This window comes from Aeromonas sp. 604176, assembly GCF_049170755.1.
GTDB lineage: Bacteria > Pseudomonadota > Gammaproteobacteria > Enterobacterales > Aeromonadaceae > Aeromonas > Aeromonas veronii_A.
Map to the genome: position 1 here is coordinate 1 of NZ_JAAKNE010000063.1, position 23621 is coordinate 23621.

The window sequence follows — 23621 nt, forward strand, 5'->3', positions numbered from 1 at the left end:
TTCACCTCCTGGCGCACCGGCAAGAACGGCCTGCCCGCCTATCTGGTGAGCGACATCCCCTGGAACAAGATCACCCACATCAACTACGCCTTCGCGGCGGTGGATGAGCAGAGCCACACCATCAAGGTGGACGATGCAGCCACCAAGATGACCTGGGATGGCGTGCCGGGTGCCGAGATGGATCCTGAATTCGCCTACAAGGGCCACTTCAACCTGCTGTCGAAGTACAAGAAGCAGTATCCGGACGTGAAGACCCTCATTTCGGTCGGGGGCTGGGCCGATACCCGCGGCTTCTACACCGCCACTACCAAGGGTGACTGCTCGGTCAATACTGCCGGTATCAACACCCTGGCTGACTCGGCGGTGAGTTTTATCCGCCAGTACGGCTTTGATGGGGTCGATATCGACTACGAATACCCCACCTCGATGAAGGATGCGGGCAACCCCAACGACTTCCCGCTCTCCAACCAGTGCCGGGCCAAGCTGTTTGCCAACTACGAGGTGCTGATGAAGACCTTGCGGGCGCGGCTCGACAACGCCGGTAACGAAGATGGCCGCAAGTATATGCTGACCATCGCCTCACCGGCCTCGGCCTATCTGCTGCGCGGGATGGAGAACTTCCAGGTCACCCAGTACCTCGACTACGTCAACCTGATGACCTATGACTTCCACGGTGCCTGGAACCACTTTGTCGGTCACAACGCGGCCCTGTTCGACAACAATGCCGACCCCGAGCTCTCCCATTGGGGCGTCTATACCCAGACCCAGTTTGGCGGTATCGGTTACCTCAACGCCGCCTGGTCTGCCCACTACTTCCGCGGTGCGCTGGCGGCTGGCAAGATCAACGTTGGCGTGCCCTATTACACCCGCGGTTGGCAGGGGGTGAGCGGCGGTACCCACGGGCTGGGTGGCAAGGCAGCCCTGCCGAGCCAGAACGAGTGCCAGCCGGGCACCGGTGGCAGCACCATTCCGTGTGGCAACGGTGCGGTCGGCATCGACAACATCTGGCATGATCTCGACAAGAATGGCAAAGAGATCGGCGGTGGCGCCGTGCCCATGTGGCATGCCAAAAACCTGGAGAATGCGGCCAGCCTCGGCATCACCACATTGCCAAGTTATGGCACTGCCTGGGGTCTGGATCCCAACAATCCAGCTCACGTGATGCAGGGCAAGTATGTGCGTTACTACGATGACAAGGCCCACGTGCCCTGGCTGTGGAATGAAGAGAAGAAGGTGTTCCTCTCAACCGAAGATGAAGAGTCCATGGGCCACAAGCTGGACTACATCATCAAGCGCGGTCTGGGTGGCGTGATGTTCTGGGAGATGGCGGGTGATTACGCCTTCGATCCGGCCAAGAACGAGTACGGCATGGGCAGCACCCTGACTACTCTGGCTTACGAGAAGTTTGCCAAGGCAACTCCGTACAACACCAAGCAAAACGATCTGGTCGCGCCGAGCGCCCAGCTCGACATCCAGGTCAGCCTTTCCGGCTTCAAGGAAGGAGACTCCAACTACCCGATCAATCCGAAACTCAAGCTGATCAACAAGTCGACCCAAACCATTCCGGGCGGCGCGCGCATCGAGTTTCTGGTGCCCACCTCCACCTCTGATACCATCACGGATCAGAGTGGCATGGGCCTGAAAGTGGTGGAGAGCGGTGGCAACGACAACTCGGAAGGCATTGCCAACGAGAAGGACTTCCACAAGGTCGCCATGAACCTGCCGGGCTGGCAGACTCTGGCGCCGGGGGCCGAGATTGAAGTCGCCATGACCTACTACCTGCCCGCCGCTGGCGTGCTGAGCGGTATGCGCATCATCAGCGGCAGCCAGACCATTGGTCTCAAGGCCGAGTTCCCGACCCTGCCGGAGGCCGTGCTGGGCTCGGGTGGCGGCGAGAATCCGGGTACCAGCTGCAGCAGCCAGAACGTCAATCCGGCGGCCTACAAGGCCTATCCGAGCTGGCCGCAGGGGGATCATGCCAATGGCGGCGATCGCATCACCCATAACAAGGTAGTGTGGCAAGCAAACTGGTGGACCAGCAGCGAGCCCAAGGCAACCGATGGCAGCTGGAAGTCTGTCTGTAGCTATTGATTTTAAAATCAATGAGATAAGTGAGGCTTCGGCCTCACTTTTTTTGTCTGGTTGGTCGCTCTGGTTGAAAATGCGCCTGCCTTTCCTGGCGGGCAGCCTCTATAATAGAGTCGATTAATAATCAGATGGATATCAGCGTATGGCGAGTATATTGGATTCCGTTGATCAACGAACTCAACTGGTGGGGGAAAACCGCCTCGAGTTGTTGATGTTTCGTCTCGGCACCCGTCAGATGTTCGCCATCAACGTCTTCAAGGTACGGGAAGTGGTCAAGTTGCCCCATCTGAGCAAGATGCCGGGCTCCCATCACAATATCAGCGGGGTGGCCAATATCCGCGGTACCTCGATCCCGGTGATCAACCTGCGCAGCGCCATCGGCATGCGCCCCATGCCCATCGACAGTGAATCCAACCTCATCATCACCGAGTACAACCGCACCATTCAGGGTTTTCTGGTGGGGCAGGTGGCCAATATCGTCAACATGACCTGGAAGGATATACTGCCGCCGCCGCGCTCCGCCGGGCGCGCCAACTACCTCACCGCCATCACCCGCATTCCCGAAGATGGAGTGGATCAGATCGTCGAGATCATCGATGTGGAGAAGGTGCTGGCGGAGATCATCACCTATGACATCCGCATCTCCGAGGAGGTGCTGGACCGGGAGATCCTGCCCGAGATGCATGGACGCAAAGTGCTGATCGTCGATGACTCCAGCACCGCCCGCAATCTGGTGCGCGAGACCCTGGGCCAGCTTGGGCTTGAGGTGATCGAGTGTCAGGATGGTTTGCAGGCGCTGACCCTGCTCAAGGGGTGGTGCGATGCCGGCAAGAAGGTGACCGACGAGATCCTGCTGATGATCACCGATGCCGAAATGCCGGAGATGGACGGTTACCGTCTGACCCACGAGGTGCGCAGCGATCCGCGCATGTCTGACCTCTTTATCACCCTCAACACCTCCCTGAGCGGCAACTTCAACGAAGCCATGGTCAAGAAGGTGGGGTGCGACCGCTTTATCTCCAAATTCCAGCCCGACCTGCTGGTGGGCGTTGCGCAGGAGAGGTTGCGTCAGGTGTTGGGAAACTGACCGATACCAATCCACTGGTGAACCATAACAACGGGAAACTCGGGAGATGCCGTAAGCGCCGGTAACTCTCTGGCACCTATTCCAATACAGCCAAATCCCCATTCTGGATGTTAAACGGCGTATATTTGTTCTGGCTGCTGATGATGGCGCCATCGTCGAATACCTGCACCACCTCGAACAGACCGTCGGCCGGATTGCGCATCATGCGCGACTTGCCGTAGGGGTCGATGAAGTCGGCGTTGTGCTGGATGCGGAACTGGTCGCCAAGTTTGACGCCGTTGCGCCGCCCCAGATTGATGTAGGGGCCACGTTCGTTCTGGCCTACCACCCGGGCGGTGACCGGGGCGCAGGTGAGCTGGGCTACCAGATCTTGAGCCGCCTGCTGCAACTGGTAGTTGACCTCCTGGCCATAGCTCGATTGCCAGAACTGGCCGCTGCTGCTGCCCACCTGTTCCCGCTTGCCAAAGGTCCAGGTGGCACGTCCTTCGTAGACCTTGCGGTTGATCAGACTGCCGTTAATACCGTCGAACAGGTAGAGCTGCATGCGAAAGTTGCGCACCGGATCCTCATACCAGCTGGTCAGCTGGTTGCCCTGCGGCTCTATGGAGAGATCGTCGATGCTGCCGAGCACCAGATACTGGCTGTCGGTACGCAGGCTGAGCGCCTTGATCTCCTCGAGGGCGCTGCGATCTCCCTGTTGCAGATGGAGCGGATCGATGCGCAGGTTTTCATCCAGCCACTGGCGCACCGCGACCCCTTGCGGCGCATTGGCGAGGGTCTCGAACAGTCGTCGCGAGAGGTTTTCCGGCATGTCGTCCATGGCGCCGTAGCTGGCTTGGTCCGGATAGCGCATTCGCAGCCTGACCAGTGTCAAATCCTTGGCGAAGTGCTGGGTCTGGCAGATCTGGCGTTCGGCCTGAATGTCGGCCACTAGTGTGATATACATGCGGCCGTTGCGCACCTCTTCCCGCTTGAGCCGGTATTGGCGAATGTCGCCGCCGGAGCGGATCTGGATCTGCTCGGATCGCAGGCTGCCATTTTCCAGACGCTGGACGCTGGAAACGGCCGCGCCGCTGGCCAGCAGCGCCTGACGCAGGGCGTCGCGGGTCGCCTGCTCGCGGGCATAGACCTCATCGCCCCCCAGAATGGCGGCGCTGCCCTGCGCTTCGATAAGCTCGGCTCGGGCGCTCAGGCTGGCCAGCAGCAGGGTCAACAGCAGCGGTAATTTCATAGCAGATACCTTGAGTTGGCGGGCAGCCGCGCCATTTTGAGGAAATGGCGCCTGCTGGCCGACATGGATCACAACACGTTCCAAGTGGCAGCGCACGTTGGCGCTGACGATGTCCATTAAAAAAGCAAGAATCATGCCTCATTCCCGGCTCAAGCTTTGTCCGGCGCGTCCGATAACAAATCAGGTGCAGATACAGGAAAGGTATCCATGAACAAACTCATCACGGCGTTGGCGCTCGCCCTGGCATTGACCGGATGCGGCTCCGACCCTATCAATCGAGATCAGGGTGACCCCCGCCAGGCGGCGCAGGGGATGGAGCTCAACTGGCTGGTGGCGCGCATGACCGATCAGTTGATGGAGCGCAAATCACTGACCACCCTGACCGAGCCCATCGCGGTGGCCTCTTTCGTCGATCTCGATACCCTGCAGGATACCAACTGGATGGGGCAGCAGATTGAGGAGAGCTTTATCTACGAGCTCAACCGCCGCGGCGAGGTGGTGGTGGACTTCAAGCTGACCGGTAGCATCAAGGTGACGCCGCAGGGGGACTTCGTGCTGAGCCGCAACTATAAGGAGCTCTCTTCCCGTTTGCCGATCTCCCGCATTCTGGTCGGCACCTTCAGCCGCAATAGCAAGGGGATCCTGGTCAACGCCCGCGTTATCGACATGCGCACCAAGATGGTGGAGACCACAGCCCAGAGCCTGATCCCGCAAAAATATCTGTTCGGTGCCAACAACTCGTTTGGTCGGGCATCGATCAATCGCGGTTATCTGATGCGTGACAGTCAGGCTAGGCCGGGCGGTCATCTAGTCAACCTGACCCCGTGAGGAGCGAGTCATGAAGATCCTGTTTGGTTGCCTGTTGGCTCTCTTGCTCACCGGTTGCAGCGGTAACCGGGTGGTGGATTACACCCAGGGTGGCAAGCCCGATGATTTTCCGGTGCTCAAGGCGGTGGGTTATGCGGTGATCGACATCCAGCCCGGCCCCTCCCAGCCGGAGAAGATGCTGCAAGCCATTCGCGCCTCCAAGATGGATGCCTATCGCGAGCTGGCCGAGCAGCTCAATGGTCAGCAGGTGCGCGGTCAGAGCAGCTACCGCGACTTGACCCAGACCTCCAACTCGCTGGATGTGTCGGTCGCTGGTGTGGTGCGTGGTGCCCGGGTGGTTGCCTCCTATCCGCGCGGCAACACCTATGCCACCGAGATGGAGCTCGATACCCGTGCCCTCTACAACATCAATCAGTTGATGGCTGGTCAGTTCTGAGTTGATTGTCTGACCTGAAAACAGGCATCAACACAGGCATCAAAACAAAAGGCGAGCAGGGTGCTCGCCTTTTGTCGTTGTGGGCTGGTTAGCTTCCCATCAGCACCGGCGGCACTGCGGTGGGTTTCACATCCTCGCTCGGGTAGCAGCCAAGCACCTTGATATAGCGGGTGATCTTGGTCAGCTCCACCAGTGCAGCCTGCATCGCCGGGGTCTGCAGGTTGGCGGAGACATCGAGATAGAACATCTCTTCCCACGGGTTGCCCTGCACCGGACGGGATTCGAGCTTGGTCATGTTGATCTCGTGGCTGCGCAGTACCAGCAGCGCCTCCACCAGCGAGCCCGGCTTCTGGGAGGTGGACATGATGAGGGTGGTCTTGGCCGGGATCTGCGGCGCCACGTCGATGGGTTTGCGCGCCACCACGATAAAGCGGCTGTAGTTCTCTTTCTGGTTGGCGAGCTGCTCGGCCAGCACGTCCAGACCATACAGTTCGCCACCGGCGGCGCTGCCGATGGCGGCGGCCTCCGGGCTGGCCAGTTCTTTCACCTTCATCATGGCGCTGGAGGAGGAGTCGCAGATCTCGTGGCGCGCCCCTTCCAATTTGCTCAGATAGTGGGAGCACTGCTGGAACACCTGCGGGTGGGCATAGAAGGTTTTGATGCGACTCAGCTCGGTCGGTACGGCGGTGAGGATGCAGTGCTCGATGGGGTAGGTGAGCTCGCCGACGATGGATAGGCTGGTATGCTGCATCACGTCATAGACTTCGTTGATGGAGCCCGAGCTGGTGTTTTCGATGGGCAGCACGCCGAAGGCGGCGCGACCCGACTCCACCGCATCCAGTACTTCACGGAAGTTCTGGCAGTTTACTTCGATCACCTGATCCTTGTAGCGCGCCAGATATTTGCGTGCGGCCAGGCTGGAATAGGAACCGCGCGGCCCAAGATAGGCGACGCTGGTCATCGGCTCCTGCTGCTCCGGGTTGAGCAGGCTCTGCAGATAGGCCTGCTGGGAGAGCACAGAGTCTTCGATGATGGTGTGATAGATGCGAGTGATGTACTGGGCATCCAACCCCAGCACGCGCCCTTTCTGGATCAGGGCAACCAGCAGCTCCTGCTCCCGCTGGTGGTCACGAATGGGGCGCGGGTTGGCTTGCTTGGCACGGGCGACCTCGATGCTGAGGGCCTTGCGTTTCGCCAGCAGGGCAAGCAGCTCCTGATCCAACCGGGTGATGTCTTGTCTGATCTCGTCGAGCGTTGCCATGATTGTTCCCTATCCAAGTAATCGATTGATATTAATGCAAAAAAAAGCCTCCGCTAGGGGAGGCTCGATTCGTCTTTGCTTTCTGTTCACACGACGACAGGCCTTCCCTCAAGCGGGCCGGATAAACGAGAAAGCAAAGAAGAATGGTGCGTGCATAGGTGTGTCCTTGAAGTAACGTCATAACCATTAAGGGATTTGCCGGTCTGATGCAAGTAAAACTTGCCCGCGGGCGGGGATGGGGGCAGGGTATCCGGTTAAGAAAATGGCGTATGAGCGATCTTCTATTGACTCTGTTTTGATGACTGACACCCAGTGGGGGAGGTAAAGACGATGGCGATTATTTTCGATCTGGGACGGGTGGTGGTGAGCTGGGATCCGGTAGGTATAGTGCGTTCGGTGCGTGGTCCGCAAGGGGCCGAACAGTTGGCCGAGCAGCTCTTTAACCACCCGGATTGGCTGGAGGTAGACAGAGGCACCATGTCGCTCCACAACATGGCCCGGGAAGCGCAAGCGCGCACTGGCCTCTCGACGGCGGAGAATCTGGCCATTTTACAGGCAGTTCCCGCTTCCCTGCTGCCAGATCCCGCTATGCTAACCCTGATAGCCGAGCTGCACGGAGCGGGCCATTCGCTCTATGCCCTCTCCAACATGGGGCACGCCAGCATCGACTGGCTGGAGCAGCATCAGGATTTCTGGCGCTTTTTCAGCGGCAAGGTGGTCTCGGCGCGGGTGCGGATGATGAAGCCGGAGCCGGATATCTACCGTTATCTGCTGGTGTCGTTTGATCTGAAACCGGCAGAGTGCATCTTTATTGATGACAGTCCCGCCAATATTGCGGCCGCCGAGGCCCTCGGCATCAGGGGGATCGTCTTTACCGACGTGGCGAGTTGCCGTCAGCAACTGGGTGAGCTGGATAGTTTGCCTGTCACCGACAAGGGGTGATGCCCCTCCAGGAGTACTATGGAGCATGGCCGGTTTCGCAATTGGCTCAGTCACTATCCCGAGGCAACCCTGATCATCGCCTGCAAGGATGGCAGTGGTTATCAGCTCTGTATCGAGGCGGAAGGGGAGTACCTCTGTCTGACCGACAGCGAGGGGGAGCACCTGACCTTCACCTCGCTGGATCAGGCGCAGGGCTTTTTGCGAGCCCATCGGGTACATCAGGCCAGATTGCGAGTGTATGACGCTCAAGATGTTGATTTTAAGGATGAATCACGGGAAATAATCATCAAGTTTTAATTTTAACCTGACTCTGTAAGGGCCTATTCAGCTTGTTTCCCGCACAATAAGCCACCTGTTTATCATCCGGAGCTGTTTAATGGATGCCAATGTTGTTGTCTTGAATCAGGGATATGATCACTCTTTTCAAGCCAGGGAGCTGCAGCTGATTGAGCGACTGGCAAATTTTGACGAGCTGATAGTCTCTTTTTCGGGGCGGTTGGAATCCTGTTACAGCATCGATTTGTGCCGTGCCAGCGGGATCAAGATCCGCGCCATCACCCTCGATAATCCGACCCGCAGCCGCAGTGAGGTGGCTCGGGCCCGCCGTTATTGCCAGCGTTACGGCATCGACCACTGGATCATCAAGAGCGACGAGATCATCTTTTGCGATCGCCTGCCGAATATGGAAGGGTTGATCGATCCGGTCCGTCGCATTGGTGAGTATGTGCAGGCTCGTCCGGAATGGGCTCATCTGCCGTTGTTGGTCCCGGCCGCGGTGGAGGAGCGTGATGACTATCTTGCCCAGTTCGGCTCACTGCCTGCCAATACCATCTGGTTTTTTGCCGATAACGGGGTGATGAGCCGTGATTTTCGCTATGGCTTCAACAAGCGTCAGCTCGGTCGTTGGGGCAAAGGGAGCAACGGTTGCCTCAGCAATCGCTTCACCAATCCACGGCAGTTGAAGCAACGTTATCTACGAATGGTGGATCAGGCCGAACAGATGCTGGCCGACATGGGGCTGGATGAGGCGCAGGTCTTTTTCCATACCCTGTGCGACTGCTCTACCACCCTGGCCCGGGTGCGTCTGCCCGAGCATCAGCGTGCTCAGGCCTTTGATATGCAATCGGATATTCTCTCTGCCCTCAAGAGGACCGAGTTCGATCTGGTGACTCTGGATATGGCGCACAAAGAGCGGCACGATCTTGCCATCTAGCCCGTGGGCAAGCGACGCCGGAGCCAGAACGTGAGTGCTGTCATAGGCAAGGGGTGGCGGGACTGTTTATACTGTCGTCCTTTAACCTGTTGCCGAGCTTCGCCCTATGAAACCCTTCTCCCGTCTGCTGATTGCCCTGTGCCTCTCCCCCGTGTTGGCGCAGGCGGCCCCTCTTTCTCAGGTGACGCTGCCCGATGGTCGGCAGGTTCAGCTCAACGATGACTTTACCTGGGAGTATCTGGTGGTCAAACCGGCCGAGTCCGTACAGGGCGTGGCTGCTGATGGGAAGGCTGGGGCCGTGGTGGCCGTTGCTGCTCCGGTGCTGACCGATCAGGCCAAGGCCAACCCCGAATTGCTGTCACAAGCGGCACGCGACGGTGTGGTGGTCAAGCTGGACAAGATCGAGGGATCTGACCCGCTGGTGCTGACCTTTATGGTGAGCAATACCGGCACCCGCAATGTGGTCGGGGTGCGTGGCATGGTGACCCTGTTCAGTGCTGACGGAGTGCAGCTGAGCCGTCAGGAGGCCCGTTTCTGGGTTGCCGAGAACCGCCTGCCGGAAACCTATCTGCGCAAGGGGCAAGTCCGTCCGTCGTTGGCCCTCGAGATCCCCCGTCCTGCCGGATTGACCGGGCAGCCCTTGGTCAGGGTCGAAATTGATGAGGTGGTCTTCCGCTGATTTGGTGTTGTCCGGCCCATGCAAACCGATTGGGCCGGCAATTTGTTACCCCTGACATCTCGGGAAATATCTGCTTACATCTGACATGGTTTTGCAACAGCTTGCCGCTCGGCAAGCCGGGATGCTGACCGCACAATGACTCCATACCAGCTCGCTAGCAACGGGCCCAATCACATGGAGTTATCATCATGAAAAAAGCAACTGTATCTCTTCTGGTTCTGGCCGGTTTCGCCTCTACTTCCGCTCTGGCACAGGATGCGTTCAGCTACGCAAAGGGCGGTTTGACCTGGGCGCACACCAAGTCTGATTACCTTAGCCAAGACAGCGCTGCATTTCCCCGTGATGCTGCCAGCAAAGGTACCCGTGATTTTGGTGGTCTGAGCCTAGACCTCTCAAAGAGCTTTGGCTCCAACTTCTACGGTCGTGCCGGAACCGAATTCACCTCCCGCAACGACGGCAATGACAGCATGTCCATCTCCAGCCTGGGTATCGGTGTCTTTACCCCGCTGAGCACAGGACTCAATCTCTATGGCGAAACCGGTTTGATGGGCTATCAACTTGAGCGTGAGCTGGCCAAGAACAACAAGGGATGGGACGAAGTGGCTCGCAAGGATAGTGGCAGCATGTACGGTGAAGTGGGTCTGCGCTACGACATCGGCGACATCGAGCTTTCCACGGCTTACCGTTACGCCAACATGACCGACGATATGCATGACTTCAAGGTAGGCGGTGCTTACAAGCTCAACCAGAACTGGGCGCTGACTGCCGACTACACCTATCGCAGCTGGGATCTGCAGAAAGGCTCCATCTCCAGCCTGGGTGTGAAGTACAGCTTCTGATCCTCCTTCCAGTAGTCCGTAGTGTCTTGATTTTTACCCATGGCGTTCGCCATGGGTTTTTTCGTTTTCCGGTGATCTCTTTTTTCTCCTTGTGTCGTATCAGTCGGCAATAGTTATACAACTTCCATTTTTTTGTATAACTGCTATAACTGAATCAAGACTTATACAAGGAGTGCCATCATGTACAAGATTAAAGTCGGTATCAGTGCTTGCCTGCTGGGACAAGAGGTGCGTTTCGACGGGGGCCACAAGCGCTCCAGCTTCTGCGAACGGGATCTTGGCGCTCACTTTGACTATCACCCCGTCTGCCCCGAGATGGCTATCGGTCTGGGGGCGCCCCGTGCCGCCATCCGGCTGGTCAAGCGCAACGGCGAGATCCGTGCCGAGGCGAGCAACGGTAGTTTCGATGTCACCCAAAAGCTGATTGCCTTCAGCGAGCAGAAGGCCCGTCAGCTCGACTTCATCTCCGGTTATATCCTCTGTGCCAAATCACCCAGCTGCGGTATGGAGCGGGTCAAGGTCTATGGCGCCAACAACGAGGGGAGCGCCAAGGAGGGGAGCGGCCTCTTTGCCAAGGCGTTGATGGAGGCCAACCCCCTGCTGCCGGTGGAAGAGGATGGTCGGCTCTGTGATCCCATCCTGCGGGAGAACTTTGTGCTGCGGGTCTTCGCCTACCACGACTGGCAGCAACTCTGCGCCCGCGGCATCACCGCCTCTGCGCTGATCCGCTTCCACTCCCGTTACAAGTATCTGGTACTCTCCCACGCCACCACCCACTACCGGGCGCTTGGCAAGCTGCTCGGCAATCTGGGCAAGTCCACCAATTTGCAGGAGGTGGCTGACAACTACATCAAGGGATTGATGACAGCGCTGACCCTGCGAGCCAACCGCCGCAGCCACACCAATGTGCTGATGCACCTGCAGGGCTACTTCAAGCGGGTGCTGACCCCGGCCCAGAAGCAGGAGCTTGCCGATACCATCGACAAGTACCGCACCGGCATCTTCCCCTTGCTGGTGCCGCTCACCCTGATCCGTCACTACCTGCGCGAGTACCCCAATCCCTATCTCGCCGAGCAGGTTTATCTCAATCCACACCCCGATACGCTGAAATTGCGTTACGGGCTCTGAATCCGTTCTGTTGCCTCGGTGCATGATTTGCACCGGGCGCTTTACACCTCTGTTTGATGGACGTTGTATGTCTGATTTATCGCAAGAAGTTGCTCATCTCGCTGATGAGGGGATCTACCCCATTCGCGAGGTCTCCCGTCTCACCGGCGTCAACGCCGTGACCCTGCGCGCCTGGCAGCGCCGCTATGGTCTGGTGCAACCGGCCCGCACCGAAAAGGGCCACCGCCTCTACAGCGAGCAGGATATCCGCCAAATCGGCGAGATCCTGAGCTGGCTGGAGCGGGGAGTGAGTATCGGGCAGGTAAAGGGGCTCCTGAGCGAACCCCATTCCGAGCCGGTGAGCGATCACTGGCAGCAGACTCTGGAGCAGTTCAGTCAGGCGTTACTCGCCTTCAACCAGCGCAAGGCGGAGGCTGAGCTCAACGATTTGCTGGCTAGCTACCCGTTCGAGCTGGTGCGCAGCCGGGTACTGCAACCGCTGGTGGAGCGGCTGCTGGGGTTGTGGCGCGAGCGGCCCGATGGCGAGCTGCTGCAACAGGTGTGGCTGGGCTGGTTCCATACCCGCTTCGCCCGCCACCTGATCGAGCAGGAGAAGGGCGTGCCGATCACCTTGGTGAGCTGGGGACAGGTCGGCCCCCTCGATCTGGTGTGGGCCGCTTACGAGCTGATCGGTCAAGGCTATGAGGTGCAACTGCTGGGAGCGGTAGAGCCTCGCCATGCCAGCTTGCTGGAGGGGCGTGCCGTTACCCCCTGGCTGGTACTGCTGGGAGCTGGTCTTGGCAAACCGGAGCTGGCCGCCGGGTGGCCCGCAGGCACACGCCTGTTTGGCGAGCTGGGGCGCCTCTACGACGATGAGTGGCTTAAAGCCCATGGCTGGCAGGCGAGCCTTGCCGAGCTGATGGCGGATGCCCCAGATGCTGCTGGCACCAGCGGACGCGGGAGGAAAAAATCATGAAGCTGGTCTGGTTGCGCAATGATCTGCGCCTTGCCGACAACCCGGCGCTGCGGCATGCCTGCGCCGGTGACGAACCGGTTGCCGCGCTCTTTATCATCTCCCCCACCCAGTGGCGGCAGCACAAAATGGCCCCCATCCGTCAGCGCTTTATGTTGACGCAGGTGGATGAGTTGGGGCGCGAGCTGGCGGCCCTCGGCATCCCGCTCCATCTGCTGCGAGTGGAGACTTTTGCCGAGGCGCCCGCTGCGTTGTCAGACCTCTGCCGCGAGCTGGGGGTGACCCAGCTCTATGCCAATCAGGCTATCGAGATCGATGAGCAGCGCCGCGATCACGCCGTCAGCGCCGTACTGGCAGAGCAGGCGGTGAGCTGTCACTGGCTCAACGGCTGTTGCGTATTGCCGCCGGAGCGGGTGCTGACCGGCTCGGGTGAGATGTTCAAGGTCTTCACCCCCTTCAGCCGAGCCTGGCTCAAGGCCCTCGACGAGGATGGCTTTGTTATTCACCGAGCCCCAGCGCGCCGTGGCGAGCCCTTGCCTTGGCTACCGCTGGCCGAGCGGGACTTCGTCGATGCCGCCCTTGGCGAACTGACGGCAGACCCCCGCTGGCCTGTGGGCGAGGTGGAAGCTCTGCGTCGTTTGAACATTTTTCTGGAGCAGGCGGTGCTCGACTATGGCGAGACCCGGGATTTTCCTGCCATCGCGGGTACCTCCGTGCTCTCCCCCTATCTGGCGGCGGGCATCATCAGTCCCCGCCAGTGTGTGGCGGCGCTCCAGCAGCGCCTTGGCTACCGGCCCCAGTCCAAGGCCCAGCCCGGCTTTGTCTGGCTCAATGAGCTCATCTGGCGTGAGTTCTATCGCCACCTGCTGGTGCTGATCCCGACCCTCTCCATGAATCGTCCCTTCAAGCCCGAGACGGCGGCCTTGCCGTGGAGCTGGGATCCGGACGCCTTCGCCGCCTGGTGCGAGGGACGAACCGGCTACCCCATCGTCGATGCGGCGATGCGCTGCCTCAACGCCACCGGTTGGATGCACAACCGGCTGCGAATGATAGTGGCGAGTTTTCTCACCAAGGATCTCCATATCCACTGGCGGCTCGGGGAGGATTACTTCATGAGTCGGCTCATCGACGGGGATCTGGCGGCCAACAACGGCGGCTGGCAGTGGGCGGCGGGGACCGGCGCCGACGCGGCGCCCTATTTTCGGGTCTTCAACCCCACCACTCAGGGGCAACGATTTGATCCACAAGGGGAGTTTATCCGTACTTGGGTAACTGAACTTGCCGATATTCCCGTCGCTTATGTGCATCAGCCCCACGACTGGCTGCGGCTCAAGGGGCGACAGGATTATCCGGCACCCATGGTGGATCACGCCGTTGCCCGGGTGAGAGCCATCGAGATGTTTCGCTCTCTGGAGAAATAGGATGAACGAGCCGCTGGCCCGCTTTATTGGCCTCTATCAGCAACTGGACAAACAGCAGTTGCACCGCTTGCCCGAGGTCTATGCCGAACAGGTGGTCTTTACCGATCCGGCCCACCGTATCGAGGGGCTGGCGGCCCTTGGCGACTATTTTGCCGCCCTCTATCAGCGCCTCGCCTACTGCCGTTTCGTCATCACCAGTCAGCAGCAACAAGGGCAGCAGGCCTGGCTCGGCTGGACCATGACCTTCTCTCACCCCAGATTGCGTGGTGGTGAGCCGGTGACGGTGGAGGGGGCCACCCGCCTCGAATTCGACGAGGTGGGCAAGGTGTGCCAGCACAGGGACTATTTCGACCTGGGCGCCATGCTCTACGAGCAGTTGCCGCTGCTCGGGCCCGTGGTGCGCACTATCAAGATGAGGCTTGGCGCATGAGCGGCCGGGTGCTTATCACAGGCGCGACCTCCGGCATCGGTCGTCAACTGGCGCTGGATTACCGGCGGGCAGGCTGGCAGGTGTGGGGTTGTGGCCGCGATGGCGAACGGCTGCAGGCGCTGGGGCTGGATGGCGTCACGCCGCTGCAGTTCGATGCCCGGGATCTGGCCGCAATGAGCGGGGTGGCCGCCATGCTGCCATCCCTTGATCTGCTAATCCTCAACGCAGGCAACTGCGAGTACATGGATGTGGCTGAGGGGTTTGACAGCGAGCTGTTTGCCCGGGTGATTGAGACCAATCTGACCGCCACCGGCCATGCGCTGGCCGCCTTCTTGCCGCTGTTAGGGGCGGGATCTCGGCTGGCCATCGTCAGCTCGTCGGTGAGCTGGCTGCCGCTGCCGCGAGCCGAGGCGTATGGTGCCTCCAAGGCGGCCCTCGACTATCTGGCGGATACCTTGCGCCTCGATTTGGCCAGCAAAGGGATCGGAGTGACCCTGATCCGCCCCGGCTTTGTCCAGACGCCGCTCACCGCCAAAAATGATTTTCCCATGCCCTGTCTGGTGACGGTGGAACAGGCCTCCCGCACCATCATGGACGGGCTGACCGCTGGTCGTCACCAGATCCACTTTCCCCGCCGTTTCATCTGGTTGCTGCGCCTGCTTGGTGCGCTGCCGGTGGGGCTCTGGCTGCGCCTTGGCCGCGCACTCGTATCGAAAGGAAGCCATTCATGAAGAAAAAGATCGCCATCGTCGGTTCAGGGATCTCGGGGCTCACCGCCGGTTTTCTGCTCCACAAACTCCATGACATCACCCTGTTCGAAGCGGCGCCGACCCTGGGCGGTCACACCGCCACCGTCGATGTGAATCAGGCTGGCCGCAGCTATGCCATCGACACCGGCTTTATCGTCTTCAACGATCGTACCTACCCCAACTTCTTGAAGTTGCTGGCGCGGATTGGCATGGCGCGCCAACCGGCCGAGATGAGCTTCTCGGTAAAGAGCCCGGAGGGGCTGGAGTACAACGGCCACAATCTCGACACCCTGTTTGCCCAGCGCAGCAATCTGCTGAGTCCGCGCTTCTATGGCTTTGTCGCCGAGATCTTGCGGTTCAACCGGGAGGCGCGGGCCTGGCTGGCGGATGGTCAGCATCAGGGGGCTGGCCCCGAGCTGACGCTGGGGGATTTTTTGCTGGCGGGGGAGTTTAGCGACTACTTCGCCCGCCACTACATCTTGCCGATGGGGGCGGCGATCTGGTCATCGACCCTGGCCGATATGCGCGCCTTCCCCCTTGGCTTCTTCCTGCGCTTTTTTGCCAACCACGGCCTGCTGGATGTGGCCAATCGCCCCCAGTGGTACGTGATCCCGGGTGGCTCGCGGGAATATATCGGCCCCCTTACCGCGGGTTGGCAGTCGCAGATCCGACTCGCCTGTCCGGTGCAGAGCGTACGGCGGGACGCGGATGGCGTTGTGATCCAGAGCAGTTACGGCGAGGAGCGGTTTGACGAGGTGATCTTCGCCTGCCACAGCGATCAGGCGCTGGCGCTGCTGGCGGATCCCGGCGAGCGGGAGCAGGCCATCCTCGGCGACATGCCCTATCAGGCCAACGATGTCTGGCTCCATACCGATGCTCGCTGCCTGCCCACCCGTCGCAAGGCATGGGCCAGCTGGAACTATCAGCTCGATGGCAACGATGAGACACGGCCACTGGTGAGCTACAACATGAACATCCTGCAGGGGGTGAACTCGCCGGAGCCCTTCTGCGTCAGCCTCAACCCCAAGGGCAAGGTGGATGAGAGCAAGGTGCTGCGCCGCTTCGTCTACCACCATCCGGTGTTCAATCAGGCCTCTATCGCCGCCCAGCAGCGGCGTGCGGAGATCTGCGGCCAGCAGCACACCCACTTCTGCGGTGCCTACTGGTACAACGGCTTCCACGAGGATGGGGTGCGCAGCGCGCTGGATGTCGCCAGGCGCTTCGGGGCCGAGCTATGAATGGCGCCACCGTGGCCACCGAACATGAGGGAGCCGACGAACTGGCTGGTGTTACCAGCGCCATCTGGCAGGGTTCGGTGCGCCACCGCCGTTTCGCGCCGCGGCCCCACGCCTTCTCCTACAGCCTCTTTATGCTGGGACTGGATCTCGACGAGCTGCCGCAGCTCGATCAGGGGCGCTGGTTCGGGGTGGAGCGCTCGGGGCTGCTCTCGTTTCACCGCCATGACTATCTCAAGGGCAGCGAGGGGAGCCTCAAGCAGGCGGTGTGGCAGAAGGTGAGCGAGCTGGGTGGTGATGCCGAGCCCGAGGGGCGGGTACTGCTGCTCGGCAATGTGCGCTGTCTCGGGTTCTACTTCAGCCCGGTCAACTTCTACTTCTGCTACCGGCAGGGAGACGCCCGCTATCTGCTGGCAGAGGTCTCCAACACCCCCTGGAACGAGCGTCACTACTACCTGCTGGATCTGGCGGCGCTGGCACCCCATGACAAGGATTTTCACGTCTCCCCCTTTATGGGGCTGGCGATGCGTTATCACTGGCGGATCAGGCCGCCCGTGCAGGAGACCCTGATCCATATCGAGAGTCATCCCGTATCCGGTGAAGCCAAGCTGTTTGACGCAACCCTGGCGCTCACTCGCGAACCCTTGTCGCGCAAGGGGCTGGTGGCCCTGCTGGCCCGCTGGCCATGGATGACCATGAAGGTGCTGCTCGGGATCTACTGGCAGGCCCTGCGTCTATTTATCAAACGAACCCCGATTTTTACCCATCCGGAGAGCCGCTAATGGAACTTGCTCAATCAACCCTCTCTGCCTCTTTCATCGACAAGGGGGCAAGACAACTGCTGCTCAATCTGCTGGGTCGCCTCGAACATGGCCAGCTGCTGCTGCGGGATGGCGGTGAGCGCCACAGCTTTGGCGTCGCGGGTACCGATCTGCATGCCGAACTGGTGGTGCAGGATCCGACCTTCTATCGTCGCCTGTTGCTGGGGGGGAGCATTGCCGCCGGAGAAACCTGGGTGGAGGGACTCTGGACCAGCCCGGATCCGGTGGCGCTGGTGCGGCTGCTGGCCCGCAATCTGACCCTGCTCGACTCCCTCGAACGGCGCCTCGGCTGGCTCAGCTTCCCCTTCAACAAGGTGCGCCACTGGCTCAACCGCAATACCCTGACCGGTTCGCGCTCTAACATCGCCGCCCACTACGATCTCGGCAATACCCTCTATCAGGGTTTTCTCGACAGCCATATGCAGTACTCGAGCGCCATCTATCCGAGCGCCGACGCCACTCTGGAAGAGGGGCAGCAGGCCAAGTTGCGCACCATCTGCGAGCGGCTGGAGCTGGGGCCTGATGATCATCTGCTGGAGATTGGCACCGGTTGGGGCGGCCTCGCCGTCTATGCCGCCCGCCACTATGGCTGCCGGGTCACTACCACGACCATCTCCCGGGCCCAGCACGACTATGCCAAGGAGTGGATTGCGCGGGAGGGGCTGGGGGATCGCATCACCTTGCTGCTGGAGGATTACCGCAAGCTGGAGGGCACCTATGACAAGCTGGTCTCCATCGAGATGATCGAGGCGGTAGGCCACGCCTTCCTGCCCGACTATTTCCGCCAGTTGTCACGGCTGCTCAAGCCCGGTGGCCGTCTGCTCATTCAGGCCATCACCATCGCCGATCAGCGCCATGCCCAGTACTTGCGCGGGGTCGATTTTATCCAGCGCTACATCTTCCCCGGTGGTTGCCTGCCGAGCGTCTCCCAGATGGCGGGGTTGCTGGCGCGTGAGACCGACATGCAGCTGGTGCGGTTGCACGATCACGGTCATCACTATGCCCGTACACTGGCTCACTGGTGCGAGCGGTTTCTGGCGTTGGCACCCGAGCTGCCCAAGCTCGGTTACAGCCAGGATTTCATCCGGCTGTGGCACTTCTACTTTGCCTATTGCGAGGGGGGATTCTGGGAGCGCACCATCAGTCTGGTGCAGCTGGAGGCCGCCAAGCCGGGGCCCGCTGGCTGGTCGGGTGATGTGCCAGTAAGCGGTCACTGACCATGTGGCAGTGGGCTCACCTGCTGGGGTTCAACCTCTACTGGTTGCTGGCGGTGAAGTGGCAGCAGCCGGGCCCGCTGCTGGCAATGTTGCTGCTGCACTTTCTCTTCTCACCCAGCCGCCAGCGTGACTGGCGGCTGCTTCCCATCGCGGTCGTCGGCTGTCTGCTGGATGCCCTGCTCTGGCAGCTCGGCCTGTTCCGGTTCCCGTCCGGTTTTCCCCTCTGGCTGGTGCTGCTCTGGCTCGGTTTTGCCCTGACGCTGGCCCACGGTATGCGCTGGCTGCTGAGCTTGCCTCGCTGGCAGCAGGCGCTGTTTGGCGTATTTGGCGGCACCTCCTCCTATGTGGCGGGGGCCGCCATGGGGGCAGTAAACTTACCCTGGGGCATCTGGATCAGCACGGCGTTGCTGGCAGTGATCTGGATATGGTGGTTACCCGTACTCCTGTGGGTAATGGTCAAGCTGGAGGGTGAGTCATGACAAACACCTTTTCGACCGACTCGTTGCTTTTTTCCAAATGGACCAAAGAGAGCCAGCATGAGCTGACTGATCGCTTCTATCTGGTGGTTGCCTGCCAGCGGGATGCGCAGGGGCAGCTGGTGCAGGTGGTGATGCAGGATATCAACACCCTGCAGGAACAGGAGATGGATTGGCATGAACTGGAAGACCCCAACCACTGGCATATGGGGTGGAATTAACCCGCTGCTGCTGGCGTTTACGCTCTTTGCTGCAACCGCGGTGCAGGCTTCTGCCGCACCCTGGCAGCAGCTGCGCCCGGTCGGGCAGGGGGAGATGAACTGGCTCTGGTTCAAGCTCTACGATGCCACCCTCTACAGTGCGAGCGGGCGCTATCAGCCCGGTCACTATCCACAGGCACTGACCCTCACCTATGCCAGATCCATCGAGCGGCAAGATCTGCTGAGCGCCACCGCCGCCGAGTGGCAGCGACTCGGTCTTGGCTCTGACGCCGACCGTCAGCGCTGGCTAGGCCAGCTCGCCGCACTCTGGCCCGATATCCAGGCGGGTGACCGGCTTACCTTCTATGTCGACAAGGGTGGGACAGGCCACTTCTGGTGGCAGGAGAAGCCCCTCGGCACTCTGGCCGATCCGCAATTCTCGGCCGCTTTTCTCGCCATCTGGCTGGCTGACAATAGCCGCGATCCTGCCCTGACCCGCCGCCTGCGTGGCCAACCCTGAACATGGAGCTCCTGATGTCTTTCTATCGTGCATATCGCTGGTTACTGTTGATCCCTTTTTTGTTGCTGAGCGGCTGTGGTGCCAGTCTCGATGACTATCGGGGGCAGGGGCCAAACTGGGATCTCGCCCGTTTCTTCAACGGCAAGCTGGTGGCTCACGGCCTGGTGACCGACCGCAGCGGCGAAGTGACCAGTCGCTTTCGGGTCGAGATGGTGGGTCGTTGGAAGGACGGCAAGGGAGAGCTGTTCGAGCAGTTCTACTTTGATGATGGCCGCCAGCAGACCCGTACCTGGTATCTGAGCAAGGGGGTTGACGGTCACTGGCGAGGTACTGCTTCCGATGTGGTGGGAGAGGCGGTGGGTAAAAGCGAAGGGTTCGCCCTCAACTGGCGTTATCAGCTCGATCTGGCGCTACCGGATGGCGAGGTGGTGCGGGTGAGCTTCGATGACTGGATGTATCTGCTGGATGAGGATCGCCTGATCAATCGCGCCGCTATCAGCAAGTTCGGCATCCATTTGGGGGAGGTGATCCTCTATATCGAGCGAAAATTATGACCGGCCTACACTGCATGAAAGCCAATAAAAAAGCGCGCCACCAGCGCGCTTTTGTTTATCGAGAAATCAGGGTCATCAGATGATGCGGTTCTCTTCCAGCATCTTGCGACGGGCCTCTTCCTTGGCCATCTTCTTCTTGCGATTGTCGCAGGGTTCCGGGCAATCGCACTCTTTCTCGATGCCAACGCTCCCCAGACCGCCACAGGAGCCGGAGATGGATTTTTTCTGGAAGATATAGCCGATAGCCATGGCGGCTATCACCAGCATGAATACCCCGAAGGTGATCAGAAAAACCTGCATCTATCCTCCCTATTTCCTGACCAGATACTGTTTGAACGCATCGGAGTAGGCCTCTTCAAAGCCGTTGTCCGTCTTGGTGATCACGAAGATCGCCAGACCACGCTCTTTGGCATAGGCCAGGCTCTTTTCCGGTCCCATGACCATGAATACGGTCGCCAGCCCGTCTGCGGTCATGCAGGAGGGATGGATCACGGTGACCGACACCATGCGGTGCTGGATCGGCTTGCCGGTGCGTGGATCTATGGTGTGGGAGAAGCGCTGGCCATCCATCTCATAGTAGTTACGATATTCACCCGAGGTGGCCACCCCGTTGTCACCCGGAACGATCACCTCCTGCACCGAACCGGCATTGGCGGTTGGCTTCTCGATGGCAACGCGCCAGGGGTGTCCCTTGCCGTTGACGCCATTGATCCGCAGCTCGCCGCCGATCTCTACCAGATAGTTGCGCGCACCCAGAGACTCCAGATACTCGGCTACCTTGTCGACACCAAAGCCCTTGGCAATGGCGGATAGATCAACGTAGAGGTCGGGAATATCCTTTTGCAGGGTATCGGCATCGACCGAAGTGATGACGTGCAGGTTGCCCAGGCCGGTCTTCTGACGGGTCTGGGTGATCAGCTCCTCCGATGGTATTTTGGTCGGTCGCTTGTCCGGACCGAAGCCCCACAGATTGACCAAGGGGCCGACGGTGACGTCAAGCGCCCCCTGGCTCTCACGGCCAATATGAATGGCTTCTGTTATGACCCGAGCCGTGTCCCGAGATACCACTACCGGTGTCGAACTGTGGTGCTGGTTGAAGCGCGACAGTTCGGAATCGGGACGATAGGTGGACATCTGATCGTTGACTCGCTCCAGCAGTACGTCGACCTCGGCCTGAAACTTGGCCGCATCGCTGATGACGTTGTCCGCCACCTTGATGGAGTAGTAAGTGCCCATGGTGCTGCCGGTGATATGGATCTCCGGCTTCGACTGGACCGTGCTTTCCTGACCGCACCCTGTCAAGAAAAAGGCTAGCCCGAAGGCTAGCCAGGTTTTTACAACGCTGTTCATGGATTAACCACCAAAATCATCCAGCAGGATGTTCTCGTCTTCAACGCCCAGATCTTTGAGCATGTTGATGACGGCTGCGTTCATCACGGGAGGTCCACACATGTAGAACTCGCAATCTTCCGGCGCTTCGTGGTTCTTGAGATAGTTCTCGTAGAGCACATTGTGGATGAAGCCGGTGTAGCCATCCCAGTTGTCTTCCGGTTGCGGATCGGACAGGGCGACGTTCCAGGTGAAGTTCTCGTTCTCGGCCGCCAGCATGTCGAAGTCTTCGACATAGAACATCTCGCGCTTGGAACGGGCACCGTACCAGAAGCTCATCTTGCGCTTGGACTTCAGGCGACGCAGCTGGTCGAAGATGTGGGAGCGCATAGGCGCCATACCCGCACCACCACCGATAAAGACCATTTCTGCATCGGTATCCTTGGCGAAGAATTCACCGAACGGACCGGAGATGGTCACCTTGTCACCCGGCTTCAGGCTGAAGATGTAGGAGGACATCTGTCCCGGAGGGGCAGTCCAGTTGCTCGGGGGCGGTGTGGCGATACGCACGTTCAGCATGATGATGCCGAACTCTTCCGGATAGTTGGCCATGGAGTAGGCACGGATGATCGGCTCATCGACCTTGGACTCCAGATCAAAAATCTTGAAGCGATCCCAGTCACCACGATACTCCTCGGGAATATCGAAGTTCTTGTAGTAAACGTGGTGAGCCGGCGCTTCGATCTGGATATAACCACCGGCGCGGAACGGCACGCTCTCGCCATCGGGGATCTGCAGCTTGAGCTCCTTGATGAAGGTGGCCTTGTTATCGTTGGAGATAACAGTACATTCCCACTTCTTCACCCCGAATATCTCTTCCGGCAGTTCGATGTCCATGTCGCCACGAACGGTGACCTGACAGGCAAGACGTTCGCCGTGACGGGCTTCGCCCTTGCTGATGTGATCCAGTTCGGTCGGCAGGATGTCGCCGCCACCGGATTTCACCCGTACCTTGCACTGGCCGCAGGAGCCACCGCCGCCACAGGCGGAAGAGACGAAGATACCGTTGCCGGCGAGTACGCCGAGCAGCTTGCCACCGGCCGGGCTGGTCACAGCCTTGGCCGGGTCACCATTGATGCTGATTGTCACGTCGCCCGCGGTCACCAGCTTGGACTTGGCGAACAGAATGACTGCCACCAGTGCCAGCAGGATCACGGTAAACATGACCACACCCAAAATAATTTCCATCTATCGTTCCTTTCTGATTGCAGGAAAGCCGATTACAGGGAGATACCAGAGAAGGACATGAAGCCCAGCGCCATCAGACCGGCGGTGATGAAGGTGATGCCCAGACCACGCAGGCCTTCCGGAACATCGGAGTACTTCATCTTCTCGCGGATACCCGCCAGCGCAACGATCGCCAGCATCCAGCCTGCACCTGAGCCTACACCGTAGACCACAGACTCCACGAAGGTGTAGTCACGCTGCACCATGAAAGAGACGCCACCGAAGATGGCGCAGTTCACGGTGATGAGCGGCAGGAAGATACCCAGGGCGTTGTAGAGAGCCGGGAAGTACTTGTCCAGCGCCATCTCCAGGATCTGCACCAGCGCCGCGATCACCCCGATAAAGGTGATGAAGCTCAGGAAACTCAGATCCAGGTCAGGGGAGAGGGCTCCGGCCTTCAGCACGTAGTTGTAGATCAGGTTGTTGACCGGTACGGCGATGGTTTGCACCACGATAACGGCAATACCCAGACCCATGGAGGTCTTTACCTTCTTGGACACTGCCAGGAAAGTACACATCCCCAGGAAGAAGGAGAGTGCCAGGTTTTCGATAAAAATCGAACGAATCAACAGACTCAGATAATGTTCCATACCTTAATCCTTCGCCTCCACCTGCTTGGGATCCTTGGTGCGCACGCCCCAGATGATCAGACCAATGATGAAGAATGCACTCGGCGGCAGCAGCAGCAGGCCGTTGGG

General features: G+C 59.7%; 27 protein-coding genes, 1 pseudogene and 1 other annotated feature. Of the genes and pseudogenes, 21 read left to right on the forward strand and 7 right to left on the reverse strand.

Annotated features, from left to right (window positions below; genetic code table 11):
• Both G5358_RS12510 and G5358_RS12515 read left to right on the forward strand, forming a co-directional pair.
• Window positions 1-2091, forward strand: a 2091-nt coding sequence (locus G5358_RS12510) for a glycosyl hydrolase family 18 protein (protein WP_421324177.1), incomplete at its 5' end; no start/stop codon positions are given.
• Between the two features lie 139 nt (window positions 2092-2230).
• A complete protein-coding gene (locus G5358_RS12515; protein WP_421324178.1) occupies window positions 2231-3175 on the forward strand; it encodes a chemotaxis protein CheV in 945 nt (314 codons plus the stop codon).
• Between the two features lie 76 nt (window positions 3176-3251).
• On the opposite strand, the gene G5358_RS12520 is transcribed toward G5358_RS12515, so the two are convergent.
• On the reverse strand, window positions 3252-4406 hold the full coding sequence (locus tag G5358_RS12520; protein WP_216951923.1) for a flagellar assembly protein FlgT: 1155 nt from the start codon (window positions 4404-4406) through the stop codon (window positions 3252-3254).
• 207 nt (window positions 4407-4613) lie between these two features.
• On the opposite strand from G5358_RS12520, the gene G5358_RS12525 reads away from it, so the two are divergent.
• Entirely contained in the window at window positions 4614-5234 is a 621-nt protein-coding gene (locus tag G5358_RS12525; protein WP_005338718.1) for a FlgO family outer membrane protein, read from the forward strand.
• Between the two features lie 10 nt (window positions 5235-5244).
• Window positions 5245-5670: an LPP20 family lipoprotein gene (locus tag G5358_RS12530; protein ID WP_064338605.1), complete on the forward strand. Its 426-nt coding sequence runs from the start codon at window positions 5245-5247 to the stop codon at window positions 5668-5670.
• A gap of 88 nt (window positions 5671-5758) precedes the next feature.
• Here the strand turns inward: G5358_RS12530 and pheA are convergent, their stop codons facing one another.
• Complete coding sequence (pheA, locus tag G5358_RS12535) at window positions 5759-6931, reverse strand: prephenate dehydratase (protein ID WP_101323838.1); 1173 nt, start codon at window positions 6929-6931, stop codon at window positions 5759-5761.
• A 38-nt stretch (window positions 6932-6969) separates the two neighbouring features.
• Window positions 6970-7091, reverse strand: a sequence feature (Phe leader region).
• 170 nt (window positions 7092-7261) lie between these two features.
• Here pheA and G5358_RS12540 point away from each other — a divergent pair.
• The 17 genes from G5358_RS12540 (at window position 7262) to G5358_RS12620 (ending at window position 20307) form a co-directional block, all read left to right on the forward strand.
• Complete coding sequence (locus tag G5358_RS12540) at window positions 7262-7873, forward strand: HAD family hydrolase (RefSeq protein WP_421324179.1); 612 nt, start codon at window positions 7262-7264, stop codon at window positions 7871-7873.
• Window positions 7874-7891: 18 nt separating this feature from the next.
• Window positions 7892-8170, forward strand: coding sequence for a DUF6482 family protein (locus G5358_RS12545; protein WP_216951921.1), 279 nt, complete (start codon window positions 7892-7894; stop codon window positions 8168-8170).
• Between the two features lie 79 nt (window positions 8171-8249).
• Window positions 8250-9086 (forward strand): hypothetical protein, encoded by an 837-nt coding sequence (locus G5358_RS12550; RefSeq protein WP_216951920.1) that lies wholly within the window; start codon window positions 8250-8252, stop codon window positions 9084-9086.
• Between the two features lie 106 nt (window positions 9087-9192).
• Window positions 9193-9765, forward strand: a complete 573-nt coding sequence (locus G5358_RS12555; RefSeq protein ID WP_266134144.1) for a DUF3157 family protein — start codon at window positions 9193-9195, stop codon at window positions 9763-9765.
• A 188-nt stretch (window positions 9766-9953) separates the two neighbouring features.
• Window positions 9954-10604 (forward strand): porin family protein, encoded by a 651-nt coding sequence (locus G5358_RS12560; protein ID WP_216979351.1) that lies wholly within the window; start codon window positions 9954-9956, stop codon window positions 10602-10604.
• Between the two features lie 180 nt (window positions 10605-10784).
• The gene (locus G5358_RS12565; protein WP_421324180.1) at window positions 10785-11732 is read left to right on the forward strand and encodes a YbgA family protein; all 948 of its coding nucleotides are present in this window, start codon (window positions 10785-10787) and stop codon (window positions 11730-11732) included.
• Window positions 11733-11799: 67 nt separating this feature from the next.
• Window positions 11800-12687 (forward strand): MerR family transcriptional regulator, encoded by an 888-nt coding sequence (locus G5358_RS12570; RefSeq protein ID WP_335841657.1) that lies wholly within the window; start codon window positions 11800-11802, stop codon window positions 12685-12687.
• Entirely contained in the window at window positions 12684-14105 is a 1422-nt protein-coding gene (gene phrB / locus G5358_RS12575) for a deoxyribodipyrimidine photo-lyase (RefSeq protein WP_421236216.1), read from the forward strand. Before G5358_RS12570 ends, phrB begins: the two co-directional genes overlap by 4 nt.
• A gap of 1 nt (window position 14106) precedes the next feature.
• Window positions 14107-14535, forward strand: coding sequence for a nuclear transport factor 2 family protein (locus tag G5358_RS12580; RefSeq protein ID WP_421222345.1), 429 nt, complete (start codon window positions 14107-14109; stop codon window positions 14533-14535).
• Window positions 14532-15266, forward strand: coding sequence for an SDR family NAD(P)-dependent oxidoreductase (locus tag G5358_RS12585; protein WP_421324181.1), 735 nt, complete (start codon window positions 14532-14534; stop codon window positions 15264-15266). Before G5358_RS12580 ends, G5358_RS12585 begins: the two co-directional genes overlap by 4 nt.
• On the forward strand, window positions 15263-16522 hold the full coding sequence (locus tag G5358_RS12590; protein ID WP_216951914.1) for an NAD(P)/FAD-dependent oxidoreductase: 1260 nt from the start codon (window positions 15263-15265) through the stop codon (window positions 16520-16522). Before G5358_RS12585 ends, G5358_RS12590 begins: the two co-directional genes overlap by 4 nt.
• On the forward strand, window positions 16519-17301 hold the full coding sequence (locus G5358_RS12595) for a DUF1365 domain-containing protein (RefSeq protein ID WP_421324182.1): 783 nt from the start codon (window positions 16519-16521) through the stop codon (window positions 17299-17301). Before G5358_RS12590 ends, G5358_RS12595 begins: the two co-directional genes overlap by 4 nt.
• Window positions 17301-18557: a class I SAM-dependent methyltransferase gene (locus G5358_RS12600; protein WP_421324183.1), complete on the forward strand. Its 1257-nt coding sequence runs from the start codon at window positions 17301-17303 to the stop codon at window positions 18555-18557. Before G5358_RS12595 ends, G5358_RS12600 begins: the two co-directional genes overlap by 1 nt.
• A 2-nt stretch (window positions 18558-18559) precedes the next feature.
• Window positions 18560-19036 carry a DUF2878 domain-containing protein gene (locus G5358_RS12605; RefSeq protein ID WP_421324184.1) on the forward strand — a complete coding sequence of 159 codons (477 nt, stop codon included), beginning with the start codon at window positions 18560-18562 and terminating at the stop codon, window positions 19034-19036.
• Window positions 19033-19254, forward strand: coding sequence for a TIGR02450 family Trp-rich protein (locus G5358_RS12610; protein WP_005338671.1), 222 nt, complete (start codon window positions 19033-19035; stop codon window positions 19252-19254). The genes G5358_RS12605 and G5358_RS12610 overlap by 4 nt, the downstream gene beginning before the upstream one ends.
• The gene (locus tag G5358_RS12615; protein ID WP_216951911.1) at window positions 19211-19753 is read left to right on the forward strand and encodes a chalcone isomerase family protein; all 543 of its coding nucleotides are present in this window, start codon (window positions 19211-19213) and stop codon (window positions 19751-19753) included. The genes G5358_RS12610 and G5358_RS12615 overlap by 44 nt, the downstream gene beginning before the upstream one ends.
• Before the next feature lie 14 nt (window positions 19754-19767).
• Window positions 19768-20307: a DUF3833 domain-containing protein gene (locus tag G5358_RS12620; RefSeq protein ID WP_421324185.1), complete on the forward strand. Its 540-nt coding sequence runs from the start codon at window positions 19768-19770 to the stop codon at window positions 20305-20307.
• A 75-nt stretch (window positions 20308-20382) separates the two neighbouring features.
• Here the strand turns inward: G5358_RS12620 and nqrM are convergent, their stop codons facing one another.
• From nqrM to G5358_RS12645, 5 genes and pseudogenes are all read right to left on the reverse strand, one after another.
• On the reverse strand, window positions 20383-20607 hold the full coding sequence (gene nqrM, locus G5358_RS12625) for a (Na+)-NQR maturation NqrM (RefSeq protein WP_216951909.1): 225 nt from the start codon (window positions 20605-20607) through the stop codon (window positions 20383-20385).
• A 9-nt stretch (window positions 20608-20616) separates the two neighbouring features.
• Window positions 20617-21657 (reverse strand): FAD:protein FMN transferase ApbE, encoded by a 1041-nt coding sequence (locus tag G5358_RS12630; RefSeq protein ID WP_005343668.1) that lies wholly within the window; start codon window positions 21655-21657, stop codon window positions 20617-20619.
• Window positions 21658-21660: 3 nt separating this feature from the next.
• Window positions 21661-22884: an NADH:ubiquinone reductase (Na(+)-transporting) subunit F gene (gene nqrF / locus G5358_RS12635; RefSeq protein ID WP_005343670.1), complete on the reverse strand. Its 1224-nt coding sequence runs from the start codon at window positions 22882-22884 to the stop codon at window positions 21661-21663.
• A gap of 32 nt (window positions 22885-22916) precedes the next feature.
• The gene (gene nqrE, locus G5358_RS12640; protein WP_005343672.1) at window positions 22917-23513 is read right to left on the reverse strand and encodes an NADH:ubiquinone reductase (Na(+)-transporting) subunit E; all 597 of its coding nucleotides are present in this window, start codon (window positions 23511-23513) and stop codon (window positions 22917-22919) included.
• 3 nt (window positions 23514-23516) lie between these two features.
• Window positions 23517-23621, reverse strand: a pseudogene (locus G5358_RS12645) (NADH:ubiquinone reductase (Na(+)-transporting) subunit D); the annotation flags it as partial.